The organism is Burkholderia sp. SRS-W-2-2016, from assembly GCF_001931485.1.
GTDB lineage: Bacteria > Pseudomonadota > Gammaproteobacteria > Burkholderiales > Burkholderiaceae > Paraburkholderia.
On sequence record NZ_MSDV01000062.1, the window covers coordinates 12941 to 30365 of the forward strand.

The following is a 17425-nucleotide window of genomic DNA, read 5'->3' on the forward strand; positions in this document are numbered from 1 at the left end:
CGTTCGCTGGCTGACATGAAGAATCAAAAGAACACACGTACAAAAGGACTGTCGCTTCATCGTCCGGTGCAGATTGCGGTGTGGCTGGCTTTTGCCGGCGCGGCGCAGGCTGCTTTCGCACAGAGCGCCGCCGGCGGGGAAACCGCGGCGCCGGGAGCCACCGCAACGGGCGCGGCGGCGAGTGGTGCGACGGGCGGGGCGGCAAGCGGGGCGGTAGGCGGCACCGAGCAGGCGCTGCCGGCCGTCAATGTCAGCGCAACCGCGCAAAGCGATTCGCCGTTGAACCTGCGCACGCCGGTGTCCGCCGGCGCGCTGGGGTCGCGCTCGCAGCTCGACACGCCGTTTTCGACCACGGTCGTGACCGGCGAGGAGCTCGCCGACCGTCAGGCCAACAAGCTCGGCGACGTGTTCATGGGCGACGCGTCGGTGACCGACAACAGCAACGCATATAGCGCGTGGGCCACCTATATTTCGATTCGCGGTCTGCCGATCGACTGGCAGAACGGTTTCCGCATCGACGGCAATCCGTTTATTTCGTACGGCATAACAATGCCGTATGAAAACCTCGAACGGGTCGAATTGCTGAAGGGCCTCGGCGGCTTCATGTACGGCTTCGCGCAGCCGGGCGGGATGGTCAACTACGTGACGAAGACACCGGGCGACAAGCCGGTGACGAGCGTGTCGGTCGGCTACCGGATGGACAGCGTGTTCAGCCAGCACGTCGACCTGAGCCGGCGCTTCGGTCCGGACGGAATGTTCGGCGCGCGCATCAACTACACGCACGAAGCGGGCAAGACCTACAACGCGGGCGACATCAATCGCAATTCGCTGGCGGTCGCGCTCGACGGTCAGCTCACGCGCGACCTGCAGGTCTACTTCAACGCGATCTACCAGCAAAGCCGTTCGAGCGGCCAGACGCCGGCGATCTATATCTCGCCGCAATACGTCGGGACCGGATTGCCGTCGCCGATCAGCGGCGGCAGCAATCTGCTCGGCGGCACCGACCAGCATCTGAACACCAACCTGCAGCTGTACACCGGCGGCGTCAAATATCAGATCACGCCGAACTGGTCGTTCAATACGTCGGTGAGCTACAGCAAGTCGTCGCGCGACCGTAACGAGAGCACGCTGACGCTGCTGAACCAGGCGGGCGACTACTCGGACAGCCGCTGGAACGGCGACGAAGGTCACCAGGACATCTACTGGCAGGGCATGTTCGAAGGCAAGGCGAAGACCGGCATCTTCAAACACGACCTCGTGTTCGGCGCGTCGTATCAGCGTCAGACCAACGACTACAGCGCCGTTTCGCACTACTTCACATTGGGCGACGGCAACCTGTACCAGCCGAACCCGTGGCGCTACTACTCGGGCGCGGGTCTGGACAAGTACCGCGATAGCCAGATCACGCAGAAGTCGCTGTTCGCCAGCGATACGATCCAGCTGACCGAGCGCTGGTCGGTGCTCGCGGGTCTGCGCTACTCGAACTACGATCAGGAGAGCTACAACCTGAGCGGCGGGCGCATATCGCAGTACAGCCAGAACGGCGTGCTGACGCCGACCGCCGCGCTGATGTACAAGCTCGAACCGCATACGACGCTGTACGCGAGCTATGTGGAAGCGCTGGAGCAGGGCTCGATTGTCGACCAGATCTATGCGAACGGCGGCGCGTTGCTGCGTCCGCTGCGCTCGCGTCAGTACGAGATCGGCATCAAGAGCGAACAGGAGCGCTGGAGCGCGACGGCCGCGCTGTTCCGCATCGAACGCGGGGCGGCTTACGCGAACGAACAGAACGTCTACGTGCAGGACGGCAACTCGATCTATCAGGGTCTCGAAACCGCCGGCAGCGTGCGGCTCGGCCGCAACTGGCAGTTGGCCGGTTCGATGTTGCTGCTCGACTCGTGGTACGCGAAGGGGCAGGCGTATAACGGCAATCGCGTCGCGGGTGCGCCGCAGTTCGTCGCCGCCGGCCGGGTGACCTACGACGTGCCGCAAGTGCCTGGCCTGCAGGTCGGCGCGGCCGCGAAATTCACCGGCAGCACCAAGGTGCGTCCGGCGGGCGACCTGGAAACGGGCGGCTACATGATCGTGAACGTCGGCGCGAACTATCTGACCCGTGTGGGCGGCCACGATGTGACGCTGCGCGCGGCGATCGACAACATCACGAACCGCCGCTACTGGATGTTCCAGTACGCGAGCTACATTGCGCCGGGCGATCCGCGCATGGTCAGTGTGAACGCGAAGATCGATTTCTGATCGGAGCGGGGCCGCTCAGCCGGCCCGTCGAGCGAAGCGGCACCCGCAGCGGTCCGCTTCGCGCCGAGGTTTATCCGACCACGGACGCCGGCCTCGGGCGTCCCGCCAGTTCCGCGGCCGCGTCGGCGCCAATGCCGGTCATGCACAGCAGCCGCGTGACGATCTCGTCATTCACGCTGGCTGGCAGCCGGTCCGTGGTGATCGCGAGACTCGCGCCGACGATCGCATGCGCGCTCAGATGCCACACGAGTTCAGGATCCGCCACCGGAAATAGTCCCGCGTCCATCGCGTTGCGCAGGTCGCGAATCGCAAACGGCCCCATGCGCCGGAACAGCGCGTCGGCGATCACTTCCGAGCGATACAGCATTTCTTTCCAGCGGATGTCGGTGGTCGCCGCATCGAGAACGGTTCGGATTCCGAACGCATAGACGGCGGCGGGATCGGCGAGGCCGGCGGTCGCCTGTTCTATCCGCAGCGCCAGCTCGTGCATCATTTCTTCGAGGACCGCGATCGCGAGTTCGTCCTTCGACTTGAAGTAGTTGTACACCGTCCCCGCACCTACATCGGCGAGTTCGGCGATCTCCAGCATCGTCGCGGCGTCGATGCCTTTCTCGCTCATGATCGTGCCCGCGGCCTTGATCAGCGCCTCGCGATTGCGCCGCTGCCGACGCGCGACGCGTCCTTCCTGATCGCCCTGTCTGGACGGGGTATTCATCGAAGTTCTTCCCGAATTCAGTATTGACGAACATTCTAGTACGAATCGCGCGCTGAAAAATCCGCCGCGAGGCTTTGTGCTACGCCTTTCCTGTTCCGCCCCCCGATGCCAATGACTGAGAAACGGAGTTGAGTGTTTACCATATGTGACGAACATTCAGTTTTGATCTACATTCTGTTTCACGCGAGGTTCGGCGGCCGACAAAGCGGTCGGCGACCCTCGACGCCGTCATCCGCGTGCTTGCCGCTCGCACGCCGATCAGGACAACGAATCAGGGAGACACTGCATGAATGCCGCTGTTTGTTCCGCGAACGCCTCGTTCGATACCGACGTCGCCATCATCGGCGGCGGGCCCGTCGGCACGCTGCTCGCGATCCTGCTCGGTCAGCGCGGCAAGCGCGTGACGCTGGTCGAGCGCTGGTCGCAGGCCTATGGCCGGCCGCGCGCGGTGACCTACGACCACGAAATCGCGCGCATCCTCGCGACGCTCGGGATCGATTCGGAAAACGATCCGGCCATTTCGTACCACGATGAGCTGTACTACTGGAAAGACGCGCGCGGCGAGAACCTGCAGATCGTCGACTGGCAGAGTCAGTCCGCGTCGGGCTGGCGGGTGCGTTACTGGTTCAACCAGCCGGACCTCGAAGCGCGCCTGACCCGCATTGTCGACGCGATGCCGGAGATCACGCAGTGGCGCGGTTGGGAAGGCACCGCACTGGTTCAGGATGCCGACGGCGTGACGGTGTCGCTACGCCGCAATCCGCAGGAAGACAGCGCGAGCGGCGCGACCCGCACGCTGCGCGCGAAGTACCTGGTCGGGGCCGACGGCGCGAACAGCTTCGTGCGCGACGCGCTCGGCATCGACAACGAGGACAGGGGCTACTTTTTCGACTGGCTGATTCTCGACGTGATCCCGCAGCACGAATACGCGGAGCAGCCCGCGCAGTGGCAGCTGTGCGATCCGAAGCGTCCGACCACGATCGTGCCCGGCGGCCCGGGGCGGCGTCGCTGGGAGTTCATGGTGTTGCCGGGCGAATCGGTCGAGCAGATGCAGACGCCCGAGCGCGCGTGGCAGTTGCTCGAACCGTGGGGCATGACGCCGGCGAACGCCGAACTCGAGCGCAGCGCGGTCTACCGCTTTCAGGCGCGCTGGGCGAAGACGTGGAATCGCGGCCGTTGCGCGATTGCCGGCGATGCCGCGCATCTGATGCCGCCGTTCGCGGGCGAGGGGATGTGCGCGGGCCTGCGCGACGCGTTCGCGCTCGGCTGGCGCCTGAATGCGATCCTCGAAGGCACGCTGTCGGACGCGGTGCTCGACAGCTATACGAGCGAGCGCCTCGACCATGCGAAGCACTACATCGAGTTCAGCCAGGAGCTCGGCAAGATCATCTGCATTGCGAACGAACAGGAAGCGGCCGAGCGCGACGTGAAGATGAAGGCCGACCTCGCGGCCCGCGAGAACCGGCCGGTGCCGACCGATCTGTGTCACCTGGGGCCGGGCGCGTGGTCCGCCGAATCCGCGCATGCGGGCGAGTTGTCGGTGCAGGGCGTGGTCGACGCGAACGGTACGCGCGATCGTTTCGACCAGGCGGTGGGTCACGGCTGGTTCGTGCTCGGTCTGGATGCCGATCCGGCACAGGCGTTGGGCAGCGAGCGGGTCGCGCAACTGGCGTTGCTCGGAGGCCGGACCGCGACGATCGGCACGCCCGGCACGCAGTGCGATGCAGTGGATATCGAAGCCACCTACCAGCGCTGGCTCGCCGATATCGATGCAACCTATGTATTGCTGCGTCCCGACTTCTACGTCGCGGCCACCGCGAGCAGTGTCGAACTGTTGTGCCGGCGCTTCGACGAGGTCGTCGCGAAGCTGCATCTGCGCGTGCCGGAAGTCGCGTGAAGTTGCCTGCGAAATTGCCTACGAAGTTGCGTGAATACGGAGCCACTTCATGACTGAACGCTTTACCTACGACATCAACCCGGGCCGCGTGCTGTTCGGGCCCGGCAGCAGCGAAGCGGTCGCGGCCGAAATCGAGCGGCTCGGCGCGCGCCGCGCGCTGGTGCTGTCGACGCCGGCGCAACAGGCCGACGCGCAACAACTGGCCGCGCGACTCGGCCCGCTGGCAGCGGGAGTATTCAGCGAAGCCGCGATGCACACGCCGGTCGCCGTCACGCTCAAGGCGCTCGCCGCGTTCGACGCGGCGCGCGCCGACTGCGTGGTCGCGCTCGGCGGCGGCTCGACGATCGGGCTCGGCAAGGCGATCGCATGGCGCAACGACGCGCCGCAGATCGTGGTCGCGACCACCTATGCGGGCTCGGAAGTGACGCCGATCCTCGGCCAGACCGAGGACGGCATCAAGACGACGATGCGCGACCGGAAGATACTGCCCGAAGTCGTGATCTACGACCCGCTGCTGACGCTCGGCCTGCCGGTCGCGATCAGCGTGACGAGCGGCTTGAACGCGATCGCGCATGCGGTGGAGGGCGTCTACGCCCGCGACCGCAATCCGGTGACGTCGCTGATGGCGGTCGAAGGCGTGCGGGCGCTGCGCGACGCACTCCGCACGATCGTCGCGCGTCCGGACGATCTCGCCGCGCGCGCCGACGCGCTGTACGGATCGTGGCTGTGCGGCTCGGTGCTCGGCACTGTCGGCATGTCCCTGCATCACAAGCTCTGTCATACGCTCGGCGGCAGCTTCGAGCTGCCTCACGCGGAGACGCACGCGATCGTGCTGCCGCATTCGGCCGCTTACAACGCGCCGGTCGCGCGCGAGCAACTGCAGCCGCTGGCCGATCTGTTCGGCGACACGATCGGCGCCGGGCTGTACGATTTCGCCGGCTCGCTCAGCGCGCCGCGTGCGCTGAAAGATCTCGGCATGAAGCAGTCCCAACTCGATGCAGCGGCCGATCTCGCGGTGAAAAATCCGTACTGGAATCCACGTCCGGTCGAACGCGCGGCGGTGCGCGAACTGTTGCAGCGCGCATGGGAAGGCGCGCGGCCCGAGTAACGGTTCATCTCATTCAAAGGAATCAATCGTATGTCCCAGTTCTTTACCGAAACGGGTTCGACCGAAGCAGTGAACGCGCGCATGAGCGCGGACATCGATCCACGCGTGAAGACCGTGATGGCTTCGCTCGTCAAACACCTGCACGCGTTTATCAAGGACGTGCAATTGACCCAGCAGGAGTGGGAATTCGCGATCGAATTTCTGACGCAAACCGGGCAGCTGTGCGGCAACGAGCGCCAGGAGTTCATTCTGCTGAGCGACACGCTCGGCGCGTCGATGCTGGTCGATGCGATCAATCACCGTCGTCCGGCGGGCGCGACCGAGAACACGGTGCTCGGTCCGTTTCACGTCGCCGATGCACCGCAACGGCAGATGGGCGAGCGCATCACACTCGACGGCAAAGGCGAGAGCTGCATGTTCGAAGGGCGCGTGGTCGATCTTCAGGGCAAGCCGGTTGCCGGCGCGCGGCTCGATGTCTGGTCCGATAACCCGGATGGTTTCTACGACGTGCAGCAACCCGGCATTCAGCCGAAATGGAATAACCGCGGCGTGTTCACGACCGGTGCGGATGGGCAGTACCGCTTCGTCGGCATCAAGCCGGTGTCGTATCCGATTCCGGACGATGGCCCGGTCGGCAAGATGCTCGCCGCGCTGGGCCGGCATCCGTACCGGCCCGCGCATATGCACTTCATCGTCAGCGCGCCGGGCTTCGAGAAGATCGTCACCCATACGTTCGTCGGCGACGATACGTACCTCGGCTCCGATGCGGTGTTCGGCGTGAAGGAGACGTTGGTCGCGCCGTTCGAACGTGTGGAGAGCGGCGGCACCGTGTGGCGCTCGCCGTTCGATTTCGTGCTGACGCCGGTTAAGGAGTAACTGGCGCGTGACGAGGCGCTGCGTTTTTGCAGCGTTTTTTCTGCGCTTAAGCCGCCAACGCCGCCAGCTTGCTCACCGTGTCCGCGCAAGCACACGCCGCTTCCGCGCCCTTCACGAGGAAGTGCTCGCGGAAGTACTTCACGTGTTCTTCACCGTGGAAATGATGCGGCGTCAGCACCGCCGAGAAAACTGGCGTGCCGGTTTCAAGCTGCACCTGCATCAGCCCGTTGATGACCGCCTGCGCGACGAACTCGTGCCGGTAAATCCCGCCGTCGACCACCAGACCCGCCGCGACGATGCCCGCATAACGGCCGCTTTGCGCGAGACGCTTTGCGTGCAGCGGAATTTCGAAAGCGCCGGGCACTTCGAACAGATCGATATCGTCGGCGCTATAGCCGTATTCCTTGATCGCTTCGAGGAACGAGCTCTTGCATTGATCGACGATGTCGCGATGCCAGCATGCCTGAATGAACGCGAGACGCGGACGCTCGTTGGAGGAAACCGAAGCTGCCGGTGCGTTGGAAAAGAGAGGTTTGTTCATGGACTTCAGCCTGTTTTGTGTGAACAGGGCGTAGAACGGCAGCGTCCCCGCCGAAGCGAGGATGCTGGCCGTCCTGTTCTCTTTCATCCGGACTATGACCGTCGGCCCCGGAATCCAACCGGGTCTGCTGACCTCTGTTTAACTGCCGTTGTGGCTGCCCAAACAGAGCGCTCGCGGGCTACGTCTTGTGCAAAGACGATTACCGCCGGTGGGGAATTTCACCCCGCCCCGAGAACGTGTTCGTTGACGAACGGGCCGTACGTTACCACGAATTCGCGCGAATTGCCGGGTAGCCGTTCAGTCGTCGTGGTCACTTGTCAACGCGGCGGCGACCCGCTCGCGCAGTGTCGGCAGCATCTCGCCTTCGAACCACGGATTGCGTTTGAACCACGCGATATTGCGCGGCGACGGATGCGGCAACGGCATCACCTGCGCGCCGAATTCGGCCCAGCGCACGAGGGTGTCGGTCATCGTCGGGCCGAATGCATCGCCTAGTCCGAAGCATTGCGCGTACTGGCCGATCAGCAGCGTGAGCCGCACCGACTTCATATGCGCGAGCAGCTCGCGATGCCAGCGGCTCGCGCATTCGGGCCGCGGCGGCAAATCTCCGCTCGCGCCGCGCCCCGGAAAACAGAAGCCGACCGGCACGATCGCGAATTTCGATGGGTCGTAAAACGTCGCGTCGTCGACGCCGAGCCATGTGCGCAGCCGCGCGCCGCTCGCGTCGCTCCACGGCACGCCGGACGCGTGCACTTTCGCGCCCGGCGCCTGGCCGACGATCAGAATCCGCGCGTGCGCCGATGCGACCAGCACCGGACGAGGCGCATGCGGCAGCAGCGGCGCGCACAGCGTGCACGCGCGGATCTCGCGCAGCAGCAGGTCGAGTGAGGCGGGGGAATTGGAGCGTTTGTTCGTGACAGCCATATCGCCGTGCATCAACAGATAGTCGGTGATGATACGCCGGTGACTGCGCGACCAGAGCGCGAAGCCGTCGCGCAACACGTCGCTCGGCGCGGCCCGCACGCTGTCATGCGCTCATGCCGGATTACCACCCTGGCAATAACTCTTCAGCAGCGCGGTAAATTTCTGCGTCAATTCCGGCTCCGCCATTCCTGCCCGCCAGATCGCCGACAGCGCCATCGCGTCGAGCGGCAACTGGAAATTCACGCGGCGCAGCCCGTACATCGCGCCGACTTCATCCATCGCGAAACCGGGCAGCAGCGCGAGCGTGTCGCTATGCGCGCAGATCGCCAGATTGATCGTGTAGACGTGCGAATAAATCACCCGATGCGGCAGCGGCACGCGCGCGGCATCGAGCGCGTTGCGCAGGTTCGTCAGCAGCACGCTCGGGCCTTCCGGCAAAAACCACGGATAGGCGGCGAGTTCTTCGAGCGTCGGCGTCTTGCTGGCCAGCGGATGATGCGCGCGGCACACGAACGCGGGACCGCCGTCGTGGAAAATCGGCTCGATATTCAGCACGCCGGGCCGGTCGCGCTCGGCCCAGCGGCCGATCACCAGGTCGACGTCGCCGGCATCGAGTTGCGACAGCAACTGCTCCATCGACGCCTGGCGCAGCGTCAACTCCACGCGCGGCGCGATCTTGCCGAACTCGCTGACGCAGCGCGCGAGCGCATCCCACCAGCCCACCGGCGCGAACACGCCGACCGTCAGCTTGCCCGCCTGGCCGCGCAACAGCGCATCGCATTCGTCTTCCGCGCGTTCGAGATCGGCCATCACTTTCGCGCTGTAGCGGATCAGCACTTCGCCCTGCAGGGTCGCGCGCGAACCGTACGGCGTGCGCTCGAACAGCTGCGTGCCCATCAACGCCTCGGCTTCCGTCAGCGCCTTCGATACCGCCGACTGCGTCAACGCCAACTGTTCGCTGGCCTTTTGCAGGCTGCCGGTGCGGGCAATTTCGTGGATCACCGAAAGATGCCGCATCTTCAGGCGGCCCACGCGTTTTCTGGTCTCTTCCATTGGGTCTTTCCCGGGATGAACTTTCTTCATCTCGTGTGCCGGTTAATTCGTTTTATTGGCGCGCCGAGTCGCCGCAGACTTCTGTCGAAGCCGCGCGGGGCCGTCAGGAGGGAGGGCCCCGCGTGTCCGCCGGATTATACGGCCACGCTCCTGGCCACCCGGAGCCACTTCTTCGAACAGACTCGCGATGAAAAAACACAAAACTTACCGCCGCTACGCGACCGCGATTGCCGTGGCGAGCGCATTGGGGATTCCAGCGGCGCATGTGCAAAGCAGCGGCGTGCAGCTCGGCGGACTGGTCGGCGCCGGCGTCAACTATCTGAGCGACGTCGGCGGCAGCTCGTCGACCTATATGAGTCCGGCCGGCGTGCTGCGGCCGAACTTCTTCTACCTGCGCGGCAGCGAAGACCTCGGCGGCGGCGTGAAGTCGGTATTCCTGCTCTCGACGATGTTCAGCGTCGCGAACGGCGCGAATCTCGGCGGCACCGGTTCGATGTTCTCGCGCGAGTCGTATGTCGGGCTGTCGAACGGCTGGGGCACGCTGACCGCCGGCTCGCATCGCGACTTCATGTTCGACCTCGCAATAAACGGCTATGCCGGCTCGTACTTCGCGGGCATCGTCGGCAGCCACCAGGGGCCGTTCGCGGGCTTCGGCGTGCCGTACGGCACGGGCGGCGCGACCGACTTCGACCGCGTGAACGGCGAGGCGCTCAACAACACCGTGAAGTTCGCGTCGGCCAATTTCAGCGGTCTGACGTTCGGCGCGATGTACGGCTTCGGCGGTCAGGCGGGGCGATTCGGCGCGTCGTCGTCGAACAGCTTCGGCGTGAACTATTCGAACGCGCTGCTCGGCGTCGGCGCCGCGTACACGCTGGCCAAGTACCCGCAGATCAACAACGGCGACGGCGGGATTCGCAACATCGGCGTCGGCGCCAACGTGCGTCCCGCGCCGTGGCGGTTCGCATTGCTCGCGACGTGGTCGCGCAACACCGCGACCGGCGGCCAGATCGCCGCGTACGACGCGACCGTCGGCTACGACATCACGCCGGCGCTCGGCACCACGCTGACCTACACCTTCATGGACGGCAACCAGGTGCTGCTCGACAAGCGCGCGCAAAGTCTGGCGGCGTCGCTGAAGTACAACTTCTCGCCGCGCACCACGGTGTATGTGGTCGTGGTCGCGCAACGCGCGAGCGGACCGGGCGCGAAAGCGCAGATCGGCGGCACGCCCGGCGCGTCGGGTTCGGGCTCGCAAGTGATCACGTCGTTAGGGTTGCAGACCGTTTTCTGAGCGATCCGTCAAACCGATTCGCCTCGCTATCCCAACCTCATCTCTACGCTTTCTACGCTTCAGGAACCCTCGCAATGCAACTTTCATCGCAAGCCGCCGCTCCGGTCGTCGCCACGCAAGCCGGCAAGGTCAGCGGTATATCCACGGACGGAGTCGATAGCTGGCTCGGCGTGCCGTACGGCGCGGCCGGCGGCGAACTCGGTCCGTTCGCCGAAGTGGGCCCGGTGCAGCCGTGGAACGACACGCTCGACTGCGCGCGCGTGCCGGCCGTGTTCGTGCAACCGCAAAGCCGCCTCGCGTCGATCATGGGCCCGGCCATCGATGCCTATCCGCAATCGGAGCACGCGTTCACCGTGAACGTGTTCGCGCCGCGCGGCGCGCACAACCTGCCGGTGCTGGTGTTCGTGCACGGCGGCGGCTTCAGCTCCGGCGGCGGCACCCGCTGGTACGACGGCGGCACGCTCGCGCGCAACGGCCAGGTGGTGGTCGTCACCGTCAACTACCGGCTCGGCATCTGGGGCAATCTGTGCGCGGCGGGCGCGCCGGCCAACAACGCGGTGCGCGACGTGCTGGCCGCGCTGCGCTGGATCGCCGCGAATATCGGCGGGTTCGGCGGCGACCCGGCGCGCGTGACGCTGTCGGGCCAGTCGGCGGGCGCCGCGCTGACCCGCATGCTGACGCTGTGCGACGAAAGCCGCGGGCTGTTTCAACGCGCGATCCTGATGAGCTGCCCGGGCCGCATCAGCGCGACGCGCGCGGAGATCGGCGAGGCGACCCAGCAGGTGATGAACCGGCTCGGCGCGGCGGATCTGGCTGCGCTCGCGCAGGCGCCGTCGACCGCGGTGCTCGGCGCGGTGCTCGCGGTGACGCGCGAGTTCGCCGCGCACGGCTCGATCACGCCGCTGTTTCGTCCATACGCGGACGGCGCGCTGCTGCACGACTGGATGGACGAACCGGAGACGTCCGCGGCGCACGCGCATTGCCGCGAGGTGCTGGTCGGCTTCACACGCGACGAGAACACTTCGTTCCACTGGCAGCAGGCCGACGCGCTCGAGCGCGCGCCCGACCAGGTGTTCGCGTTGTACCGGCGGCTCCATGGCGACGCGGCACCCGCTCGCTATCTGGAAGCGGCGTCGCGCCGCGCGCGTGCAACGCCGTACACGCAGTGGATCGATGCGACGTCGGCCGAAGCGTTCGGGCTGCCCGCGCTGAGTCTCGCGAGCGAGTACGGCAAAGCGGGGCGCGCGTTCGCGTACCGCTTCGATATGCAGACGCGGCAGCCGCATCTGTACGCGCCGCATTGTCTCGATCTGCCGTTCTTCTTCGACAATCTGGCCGACTGGTTCGACGCGCCGATGCTCGCGCATTTCGACGCCGACGAATTGCAGCCACTGGCGACGCGCTTCAGTACCGCGATCGTCAACTTCGCGCGCGATGGCGATCCCGGTATCGACGGCTGGCCCGCGTTCAGCGATGCGACGCCGTTCGTGATGCCGTTCGATCGCTAATCCGATTCGCGCAGATGATCCCGCTCGCGATCTCGCTTACGATCGCGGCTGACCGGCGGAGTGGCAGCGGGCGCGCCGCGTCCGCTGCCACGTCCGTTCATCGTTTTCTTCAATTTTCCGGCCCACGTCCAACGCAACCATGAAGCCCGTTTCTCTCGCGCAATCCCCCCACGCGTCGCCGCAAACCGACACGAAGACGTGGATCATCTGCGCCGTCTGCTTCGCCATCATGGCGGTCGACGGTTTCGACACCGCGTCGATTGCGTACGTCGCGCCGACGCTCGCGCTGCAATGGCACATCGCGCCGGCCGCGCTGACGCCCGCGTTCGTCGCGACCAGCATCGGCGCGGTACTCGGCTATCTGCTCAGCGGCGCGCTGGTCGAGCGCTGGGGACGGCGCAACGTGATGTCGGCGGCGATGTTCGCGTTCGGCGCGCTGTCGCTCGCGACCGCGTTCGCCGGCTCGATCGGCGCCATCGCGGCGATGCGCGGGATCACCGCGATCTGCCTGGGCTGCGTGGTGCCGGCCGCGATTTCCTGCACCGCCGATCAGGCCGGCGAGCGTTTCCGCGCGGCGGCCACGGTCGCGGCCACCACCGGTCTGTCGGCGGGCGCCGCGCTCGGCGGCCTGCTGGCGGCGTTGCTGATCGCGCGCTATGGCTGGCAGTCGGTGTTTGTCGTCGGCGGGGTGTTGCCGCTTGTGTTGCTGCCGTTCGTGCGACTCGCGTTGCGCGGCACGGACCCGGGTGAAGCGGGCGGCGTATCTCCCGGCAATACCGGCAATGCCGCCAATACCAGCAATGCGGCCGCGCAGGAGAACAGTTCGCGGCCCCGGCTCAGTGCGCTGTTTCAACGGCCGTTCGCACTGACGACGGTGCTGATCTGGGCAATCGCGTTCGTCGCCTTTCTGGTCACTTATCAATTCATGTTCTGGGTGCCGACCTTGCTGGTGTCGTACGGCTTCGCGCCGGCGACCGCCGCGCTCGGCTCGGCCGCCAGCGCGCTCGGCGGCATTGCCGGCAATCTGGTGCTGCTGGCGCTGGTGGGACGCTACGGCGTGCAGCGGTCGTTGATCGCGCTTGCCGCACTGGCGATCGGCTGCATCGTGTGTCTGGGGCTGTTGCCGCTCGGGCAGGGCGCGGTGCTGCTGCTGATCGCCGGCGTCGGCGCGGGCACGACCAGCAGTTGCGTCGGGCAGGCGACGCTCGCGGTGCTGTCCTATCCGGCCGCGCTGCGTACGACGGCGGTGGGCGGCGCGGCGGCGGCGGGGCGCGTCGGTGCGATTGTCGGGCCGGCGACTGCCGGTGCGTTGCTGTCGTTGGGATTCGCGTCGCAGCGGATCGTGCTGCTCAGTTGCGTGCCGATCGCGCTGACCATCGTGCTGCTCGCGCTGTCGTATCTGCATGCGCGGCGGCAACGATCGATCGCCGCGTCGGCCGCGCCGGCCGTGTAAACGCGAGATTGCCGCGTGCCCGTAAGCGACGCGGCAATCGAAACTGCTATCAAAACGGAGGTCTTAAAGTCAAAGCCTCAAAGCCGAAGCCTCAAAGCCACGTACCGCCCTGACGCTCGTTCGGCTCTTCCGACAACGCGTCGAAATCGTGAATCCAGTCGAGGTGATGCAGCACCTTCTCGCGTGAGCCGAGCCGCGCATTGCGCTCGGTCGCGGCGGGACCGTCCGGCAGATGCAGCACGTCGGCGGTCGAAATCGACGCGTACTGAACCTTGCGGGTGCGCCCGCGCCGCAGACGTTCGTAGGATTCCTGCGCTTCGCGCCAGTTGCCCGGACCCGCCTTCACGAGTTGATCGGCCAACACCACCGCGTCTTCGATCGACTGGTTCGCGCCCTGCCCGTGGTGCGGCACCAGCGCATGCGCGGCATCGCCGATCAGCGTCACGCGGCCCTTGCTCCAGCGGCCGAGCGGCGGACGGTGGAACAGACCCCAGCGCTGGCTGATCGGTACCGCGCTGATCATCTGCACGACGGCCGGATGCCAGTCCTTGAACAGACGCAACTGCTCGCCTTCGGTAGCCGGCATCACCCAGTCGCGCGACGGCCACGGCGACGGATGCCGCTCCACCAGCAGGAAGTTCTGATCGCCCTTGTCGCCGATCGGGTAGTGCAGCAGGTGACCGCCCGGGCCGACCCAGAACTGAATGGTTTCGGGATCGGGCAACAGATCCATGCGCTCGGCCGGCACTACGCCGCGAAAGCCCGAGCAACCCGAATACAGCACGTCGTCGTAGCCGAGCATCCAGCGGCGCGTCAGCGAGCGCGCGCCGTCGGCGCCGATCACCAGATCCGCGCTCACGCGCTCGCCGTTCTGGAACGTCAGTTCGACGTGGTCGGCATGCTGGGTCAGGTCGACGAGCCGATGGCTGAGCTTGATATGTTCGAGGCCGACCGCGCTCGACAGAATGGCCTGCAGATCGGCGCGATGAATGCCCCAGTACGAGCCGCCGAATTGCCCGCGATAGTCGGGCGTGCCGCGATGATGACCGATCACCTCGCCGCTGCGGCCGTCGCGATAGACGAGGCCGGGCACTTCGGCGACCACCTTCTCGAATTGCGCGCGCAGGCCCATCCGGTCGTAGAAGCGCGTTGCGTTGGCCGACAGCGCGACGGCCGCGCCGACTTCGCGCAGTTCGTCGGTCTGTTCGTAGAGTTGTGCGTCGATCCCATGCTCGCGCAAGGCGAGCGCGAGCGTCAGGCCGCCGATACCGGCGCCGACGATGGCGATTTTCAGGTCAGGGTGTTTCATGACTGTGTCTCCGCGATTCAGATTTATAAGCGAGGGGCTGGCGCGTGCCGCCGGGGCGTCGAATGTGTGCGCCGTGACGTGGAGCTATTCTCGGTGGCCAGGTCTCATTCCACAATAAAATGGATGGAATCTGCTTCATCACTAATTTGAATGATCGATTTTCAACGATCGACGGAAGGCCTGAATCATGGAACTGAGCGAGATCGACCTTAACCTGCTGTTGCTGTTTCATCGCCTGATGCAGGAGCGGCGCGTGGCGAGCGTGGCCGAGCAGATGAACATGAGCCAGCCCGGCGTCAGTAATGCGCTCGCGAAGCTGCGGCGCCGGCTCGGCGATCCGCTGTTCGTGCGCGGGCCGGGCGGCGTGGTGCCGACACCGTTCGCGCTGCGTCTCGCGGACCCGGTCGCGCAGGCGCTCGCGACGCTGCGCGCCGCGCTCAATCCGGTGACCGGTTTCGATCCGCTGCGCGCGACTCGCACGATCACGCTCGGCATGACCGATATCGGCGAAGTGGTGTTTCTGCCGGCGCTGCTCGAACGGCTGGCGCGCGAAGCGCCGGGCGTCGTGTTGAACACGGTGCGCAATACCGGCGTGAACCTCGGCGAGCAGATGGCGGACGGCCGCGTCGATCTCGCGATCGGTTTGCTGCCGCAACTGAAGGGCGGCTTCTACCAGCGCCGCCTGTTCGATCAGCGCTACGTGTGCCTGTTCCGGCGCGGCCATCCGCTCGAACAGGCGCCGCTCACGCTCGCGCGCTGGCGCGAGGCCGAGCATCTGGTGGTGGTGTCGGGCGGCACTGGCCACGGTCAGGTCGAGGAGTCGCTGAAGCGGCGCGGCGTGCGGCGGCAGGTGCGGCTGACCGTGCCGCATTTCATGAGCGTCGGCTATATCCTGCAACGCACCGATCTGATCGCGACCGTGCCGGAGCGGCTCGCGTTGCAGCTGGCCGAGCCGTTTTCGTTGAGCATGTGCGGTCTGCCGGTGTCGTTGCCGGGCGCGCCGATTCATCTGCTGTGGCACGAGCGGGTCCAGCAGGATGAGGGCAATCGCTGGTTGCGCGGGGTTGTGGCCGAGCTGTTCGCGGACCCGCACAAGCCGGCGCGCCGGTCGAAGGCTGAGTAGGGCGGGCCGCCGGGTTCCGGTCGAGCTTCCGGTGCAGCTTCCGGTTGTCCTGCCGATCGCGCTTCCGGCTGTGCTGTGTCGCCAGTTGTGTTGCCGTTTGCGCTGCCGCTGCGTCTGGTGCGACTGCTGCCAGCTCAGAACCGGGTGCGTCGCGCCGGCCGGCATCGCCCAGACGCCGCCGGGGCCGAAGTCCCAGCCGACGAAGCTGGCCGCGTCGCTCATCTGCGCGGTCGTGAGGCCGTTCGACGCCGGCAGTTGCGGGCCGGTTCCGGCGCTGACGGTGCGGGTGGTCGTGTCCTTGTCCCAATAGACGCCGCGGCTCATTCAGTGAGCGAATATGAGTTACGTTGTCCTTCCTATGCCAATAGATGTGTTCGCGCGTCGACGCGTATCAGCTTGTTGTTGGCTATTGAATGGGCGGCGCGTGGGTGTGGAGCAAGCGGTGGACCTGAGGGGTGGGGCGGCGTTGCGTATCGATCGCACCGTCATTGCGGCCCGTCGCTGACCGACCAGCTCACCGCCGACACATAGGGCGCAAGCGCGAGTTCGCCGACTAGTACTTCGAGTTGCTGATCGTGTTGCTGGGGCGAAAACACCACGGCATTCACTTCGACCTGCACGCTGCTCTTCAACGCGTGGCTCTCCAGGCTCTGGAGTGAGAGGCCGTTGGCGTCCAGACGTTGCAATAGCGTGGCGCGAATGAGCGCTTCCTGTTGCGCCTGAGCGACCACTTCGATGATGTAGTAGCGCTCGTTGCTCTGTTCAGGCGGAGCGTGACGATAGATGAGCCGCGCTAGCGGCGGCAGCGTGAGGTTACATAGGATGATCAGCACGGTTGCGATAAGAGCTGTGGCGAGGAAGCCGCTACCGGTGATCACACCCACTGCCCCCGTGCCCCAGATTGTCGCCGCAGTGCTTAGTCCGCGTACGCTGAGACCGTCACGAATGATGACGCCCGCGCCAAGGAAGCCGATACCGGACACAACCGGCGCCGCCATCCGCACGACCTGTTCCTCGGCGCCAAGCAGGAACGGCAGTGTCGTGAAGGTGGCCGCGCCCAGCGCGACGAGTGCATGGGTGGCAATACCCGTGAAACGCTGCCGCCATTGCCGCTCCACGCCGATCATGGCACCGAGCGCCACGGCTGCCAGCAAATCAAGGACGATTTCGAGGTGCATGTCGTTCTGCTCCATCTGCTCTGCGAACCAGCCTCGATGGTAGATATTTTTCTTTAAGACCGCTTTGTTTTTGCGTATCGGCGAATGCAGTTGAATAAGGAGATGCGTTGGCGATGAAAAGGAGATGCCGGAGCACACGATGCCCCGCACGTGCCCGGGCGCTGTTCCTGGGACCTGGCTTTACGGCTGCGCAGAC

Annotated in this window: 14 protein-coding genes, 1 pseudogene and 1 riboswitch; of the genes and pseudogenes, 8 read left to right on the forward strand and 7 right to left on the reverse strand. The window is 65.8% G+C overall.

Annotation, left to right across the window (positions count from 1 at the left end):
• Positions 1–15 precede the first annotated feature (15 nt).
• Positions 16–2253, forward strand: a complete 2238-nt coding sequence (locus BTH42_RS26530; RefSeq protein ID WP_256702290.1) for a TonB-dependent siderophore receptor — start codon at positions 16–18, stop codon at positions 2251–2253.
• A 70-nt stretch (positions 2254–2323) separates the two neighbouring features.
• Here the strand turns inward: BTH42_RS26530 and BTH42_RS26535 are convergent, their stop codons facing one another.
• Positions 2324–2968: a TetR/AcrR family transcriptional regulator gene (locus tag BTH42_RS26535; protein WP_075304148.1), complete on the reverse strand. Its 645-nt coding sequence runs from the start codon at positions 2966–2968 to the stop codon at positions 2324–2326.
• Positions 2969–3254: 286 nt separating this feature from the next.
• On the opposite strand from BTH42_RS26535, the gene BTH42_RS26540 reads away from it, so the two are divergent.
• From BTH42_RS26540 to BTH42_RS26550, 3 genes are read left to right on the forward strand one after another with little or no spacing between them, the layout of a single operon-like run.
• Entirely contained in the window at positions 3255–4865 is a 1611-nt protein-coding gene (locus tag BTH42_RS26540) for a bifunctional 3-(3-hydroxy-phenyl)propionate/3-hydroxycinnamic acid hydroxylase (RefSeq protein WP_075304149.1), read from the forward strand.
• A gap of 49 nt (positions 4866–4914) precedes the next feature.
• Positions 4915–5973 (forward strand): maleylacetate reductase, encoded by a 1059-nt coding sequence (locus tag BTH42_RS26545; protein ID WP_075304150.1) that lies wholly within the window; start codon positions 4915–4917, stop codon positions 5971–5973.
• Positions 5974–6003: 30 nt separating this feature from the next.
• Positions 6004–6849, forward strand: a complete 846-nt coding sequence (locus tag BTH42_RS26550) for a dioxygenase (RefSeq protein WP_075304151.1) — start codon at positions 6004–6006, stop codon at positions 6847–6849.
• Between the two features lie 46 nt (positions 6850–6895).
• Here the strand turns inward: BTH42_RS26550 and BTH42_RS26555 are convergent, their stop codons facing one another.
• The 3 genes from BTH42_RS26555 to BTH42_RS26565 all read right to left on the reverse strand — a co-directional run bounded on the left by BTH42_RS26555 (position 6896) and on the right by BTH42_RS26565 (position 9367).
• Positions 6896–7390 carry a 6,7-dimethyl-8-ribityllumazine synthase gene (locus BTH42_RS26555; RefSeq protein WP_075304218.1) on the reverse strand — a complete coding sequence of 165 codons (495 nt, stop codon included), beginning with the start codon at positions 7388–7390 and terminating at the stop codon, positions 6896–6898.
• A gap of 71 nt (positions 7391–7461) precedes the next feature.
• Positions 7462–7630, reverse strand: a riboswitch (FMN riboswitch).
• 57 nt (positions 7631–7687) lie between these two features.
• Complete coding sequence (locus tag BTH42_RS26560) at positions 7688–8314, reverse strand: uracil-DNA glycosylase family protein (protein WP_075304219.1); 627 nt, start codon at positions 8312–8314, stop codon at positions 7688–7690.
• Positions 8315–8425: 111 nt separating this feature from the next.
• Positions 8426–9367 (reverse strand): LysR family transcriptional regulator, encoded by a 942-nt coding sequence (locus BTH42_RS26565; RefSeq protein ID WP_075304152.1) that lies wholly within the window; start codon positions 9365–9367, stop codon positions 8426–8428.
• Between the two features lie 187 nt (positions 9368–9554).
• Here BTH42_RS26565 and BTH42_RS26570 point away from each other — a divergent pair, with 187 nt between their 5' ends.
• From BTH42_RS26570 to BTH42_RS26585, 3 genes are all read left to right on the forward strand, one after another.
• A complete protein-coding gene (locus BTH42_RS26570) occupies positions 9555–10658 on the forward strand; it encodes a porin (RefSeq protein ID WP_075304153.1) in 1104 nt (367 codons plus the stop codon).
• Positions 10659–10732: 74 nt separating this feature from the next.
• Entirely contained in the window at positions 10733–12166 is a 1434-nt protein-coding gene (locus BTH42_RS26575; protein ID WP_075304154.1) for a carboxylesterase family protein, read from the forward strand.
• Positions 12167–12305: 139 nt separating this feature from the next.
• The gene (locus tag BTH42_RS26585; protein ID WP_083654930.1) at positions 12306–13619 is read left to right on the forward strand and encodes an MFS transporter; all 1314 of its coding nucleotides are present in this window, start codon (positions 12306–12308) and stop codon (positions 13617–13619) included.
• A gap of 91 nt (positions 13620–13710) precedes the next feature.
• Here the strand turns inward: BTH42_RS26585 and BTH42_RS26590 are convergent, their stop codons facing one another.
• The gene (locus BTH42_RS26590; protein ID WP_075304157.1) at positions 13711–14928 is read right to left on the reverse strand and encodes an FAD-dependent monooxygenase; all 1218 of its coding nucleotides are present in this window, start codon (positions 14926–14928) and stop codon (positions 13711–13713) included.
• Positions 14929–15115: 187 nt separating this feature from the next.
• On the opposite strand from BTH42_RS26590, the gene BTH42_RS26595 reads away from it, so the two are divergent.
• Positions 15116–16051, forward strand: a complete 936-nt coding sequence (locus BTH42_RS26595; protein WP_075304158.1) for a LysR family transcriptional regulator — start codon at positions 15116–15118, stop codon at positions 16049–16051.
• 126 nt (positions 16052–16177) lie between these two features.
• Here the strand turns inward: BTH42_RS26595 and BTH42_RS36485 are convergent.
• A pseudogene (locus BTH42_RS36485) lies at positions 16178–16375 on the reverse strand (hypothetical protein); the annotation flags it as partial.
• Positions 16376–16536: 161 nt separating this feature from the next.
• On the reverse strand, positions 16537–17367 hold the full coding sequence (locus tag BTH42_RS26605) for an MgtC/SapB family protein (RefSeq protein WP_256702291.1): 831 nt from the start codon (positions 17365–17367) through the stop codon (positions 16537–16539).
• Positions 17368–17425 lie beyond the last annotated feature (58 nt).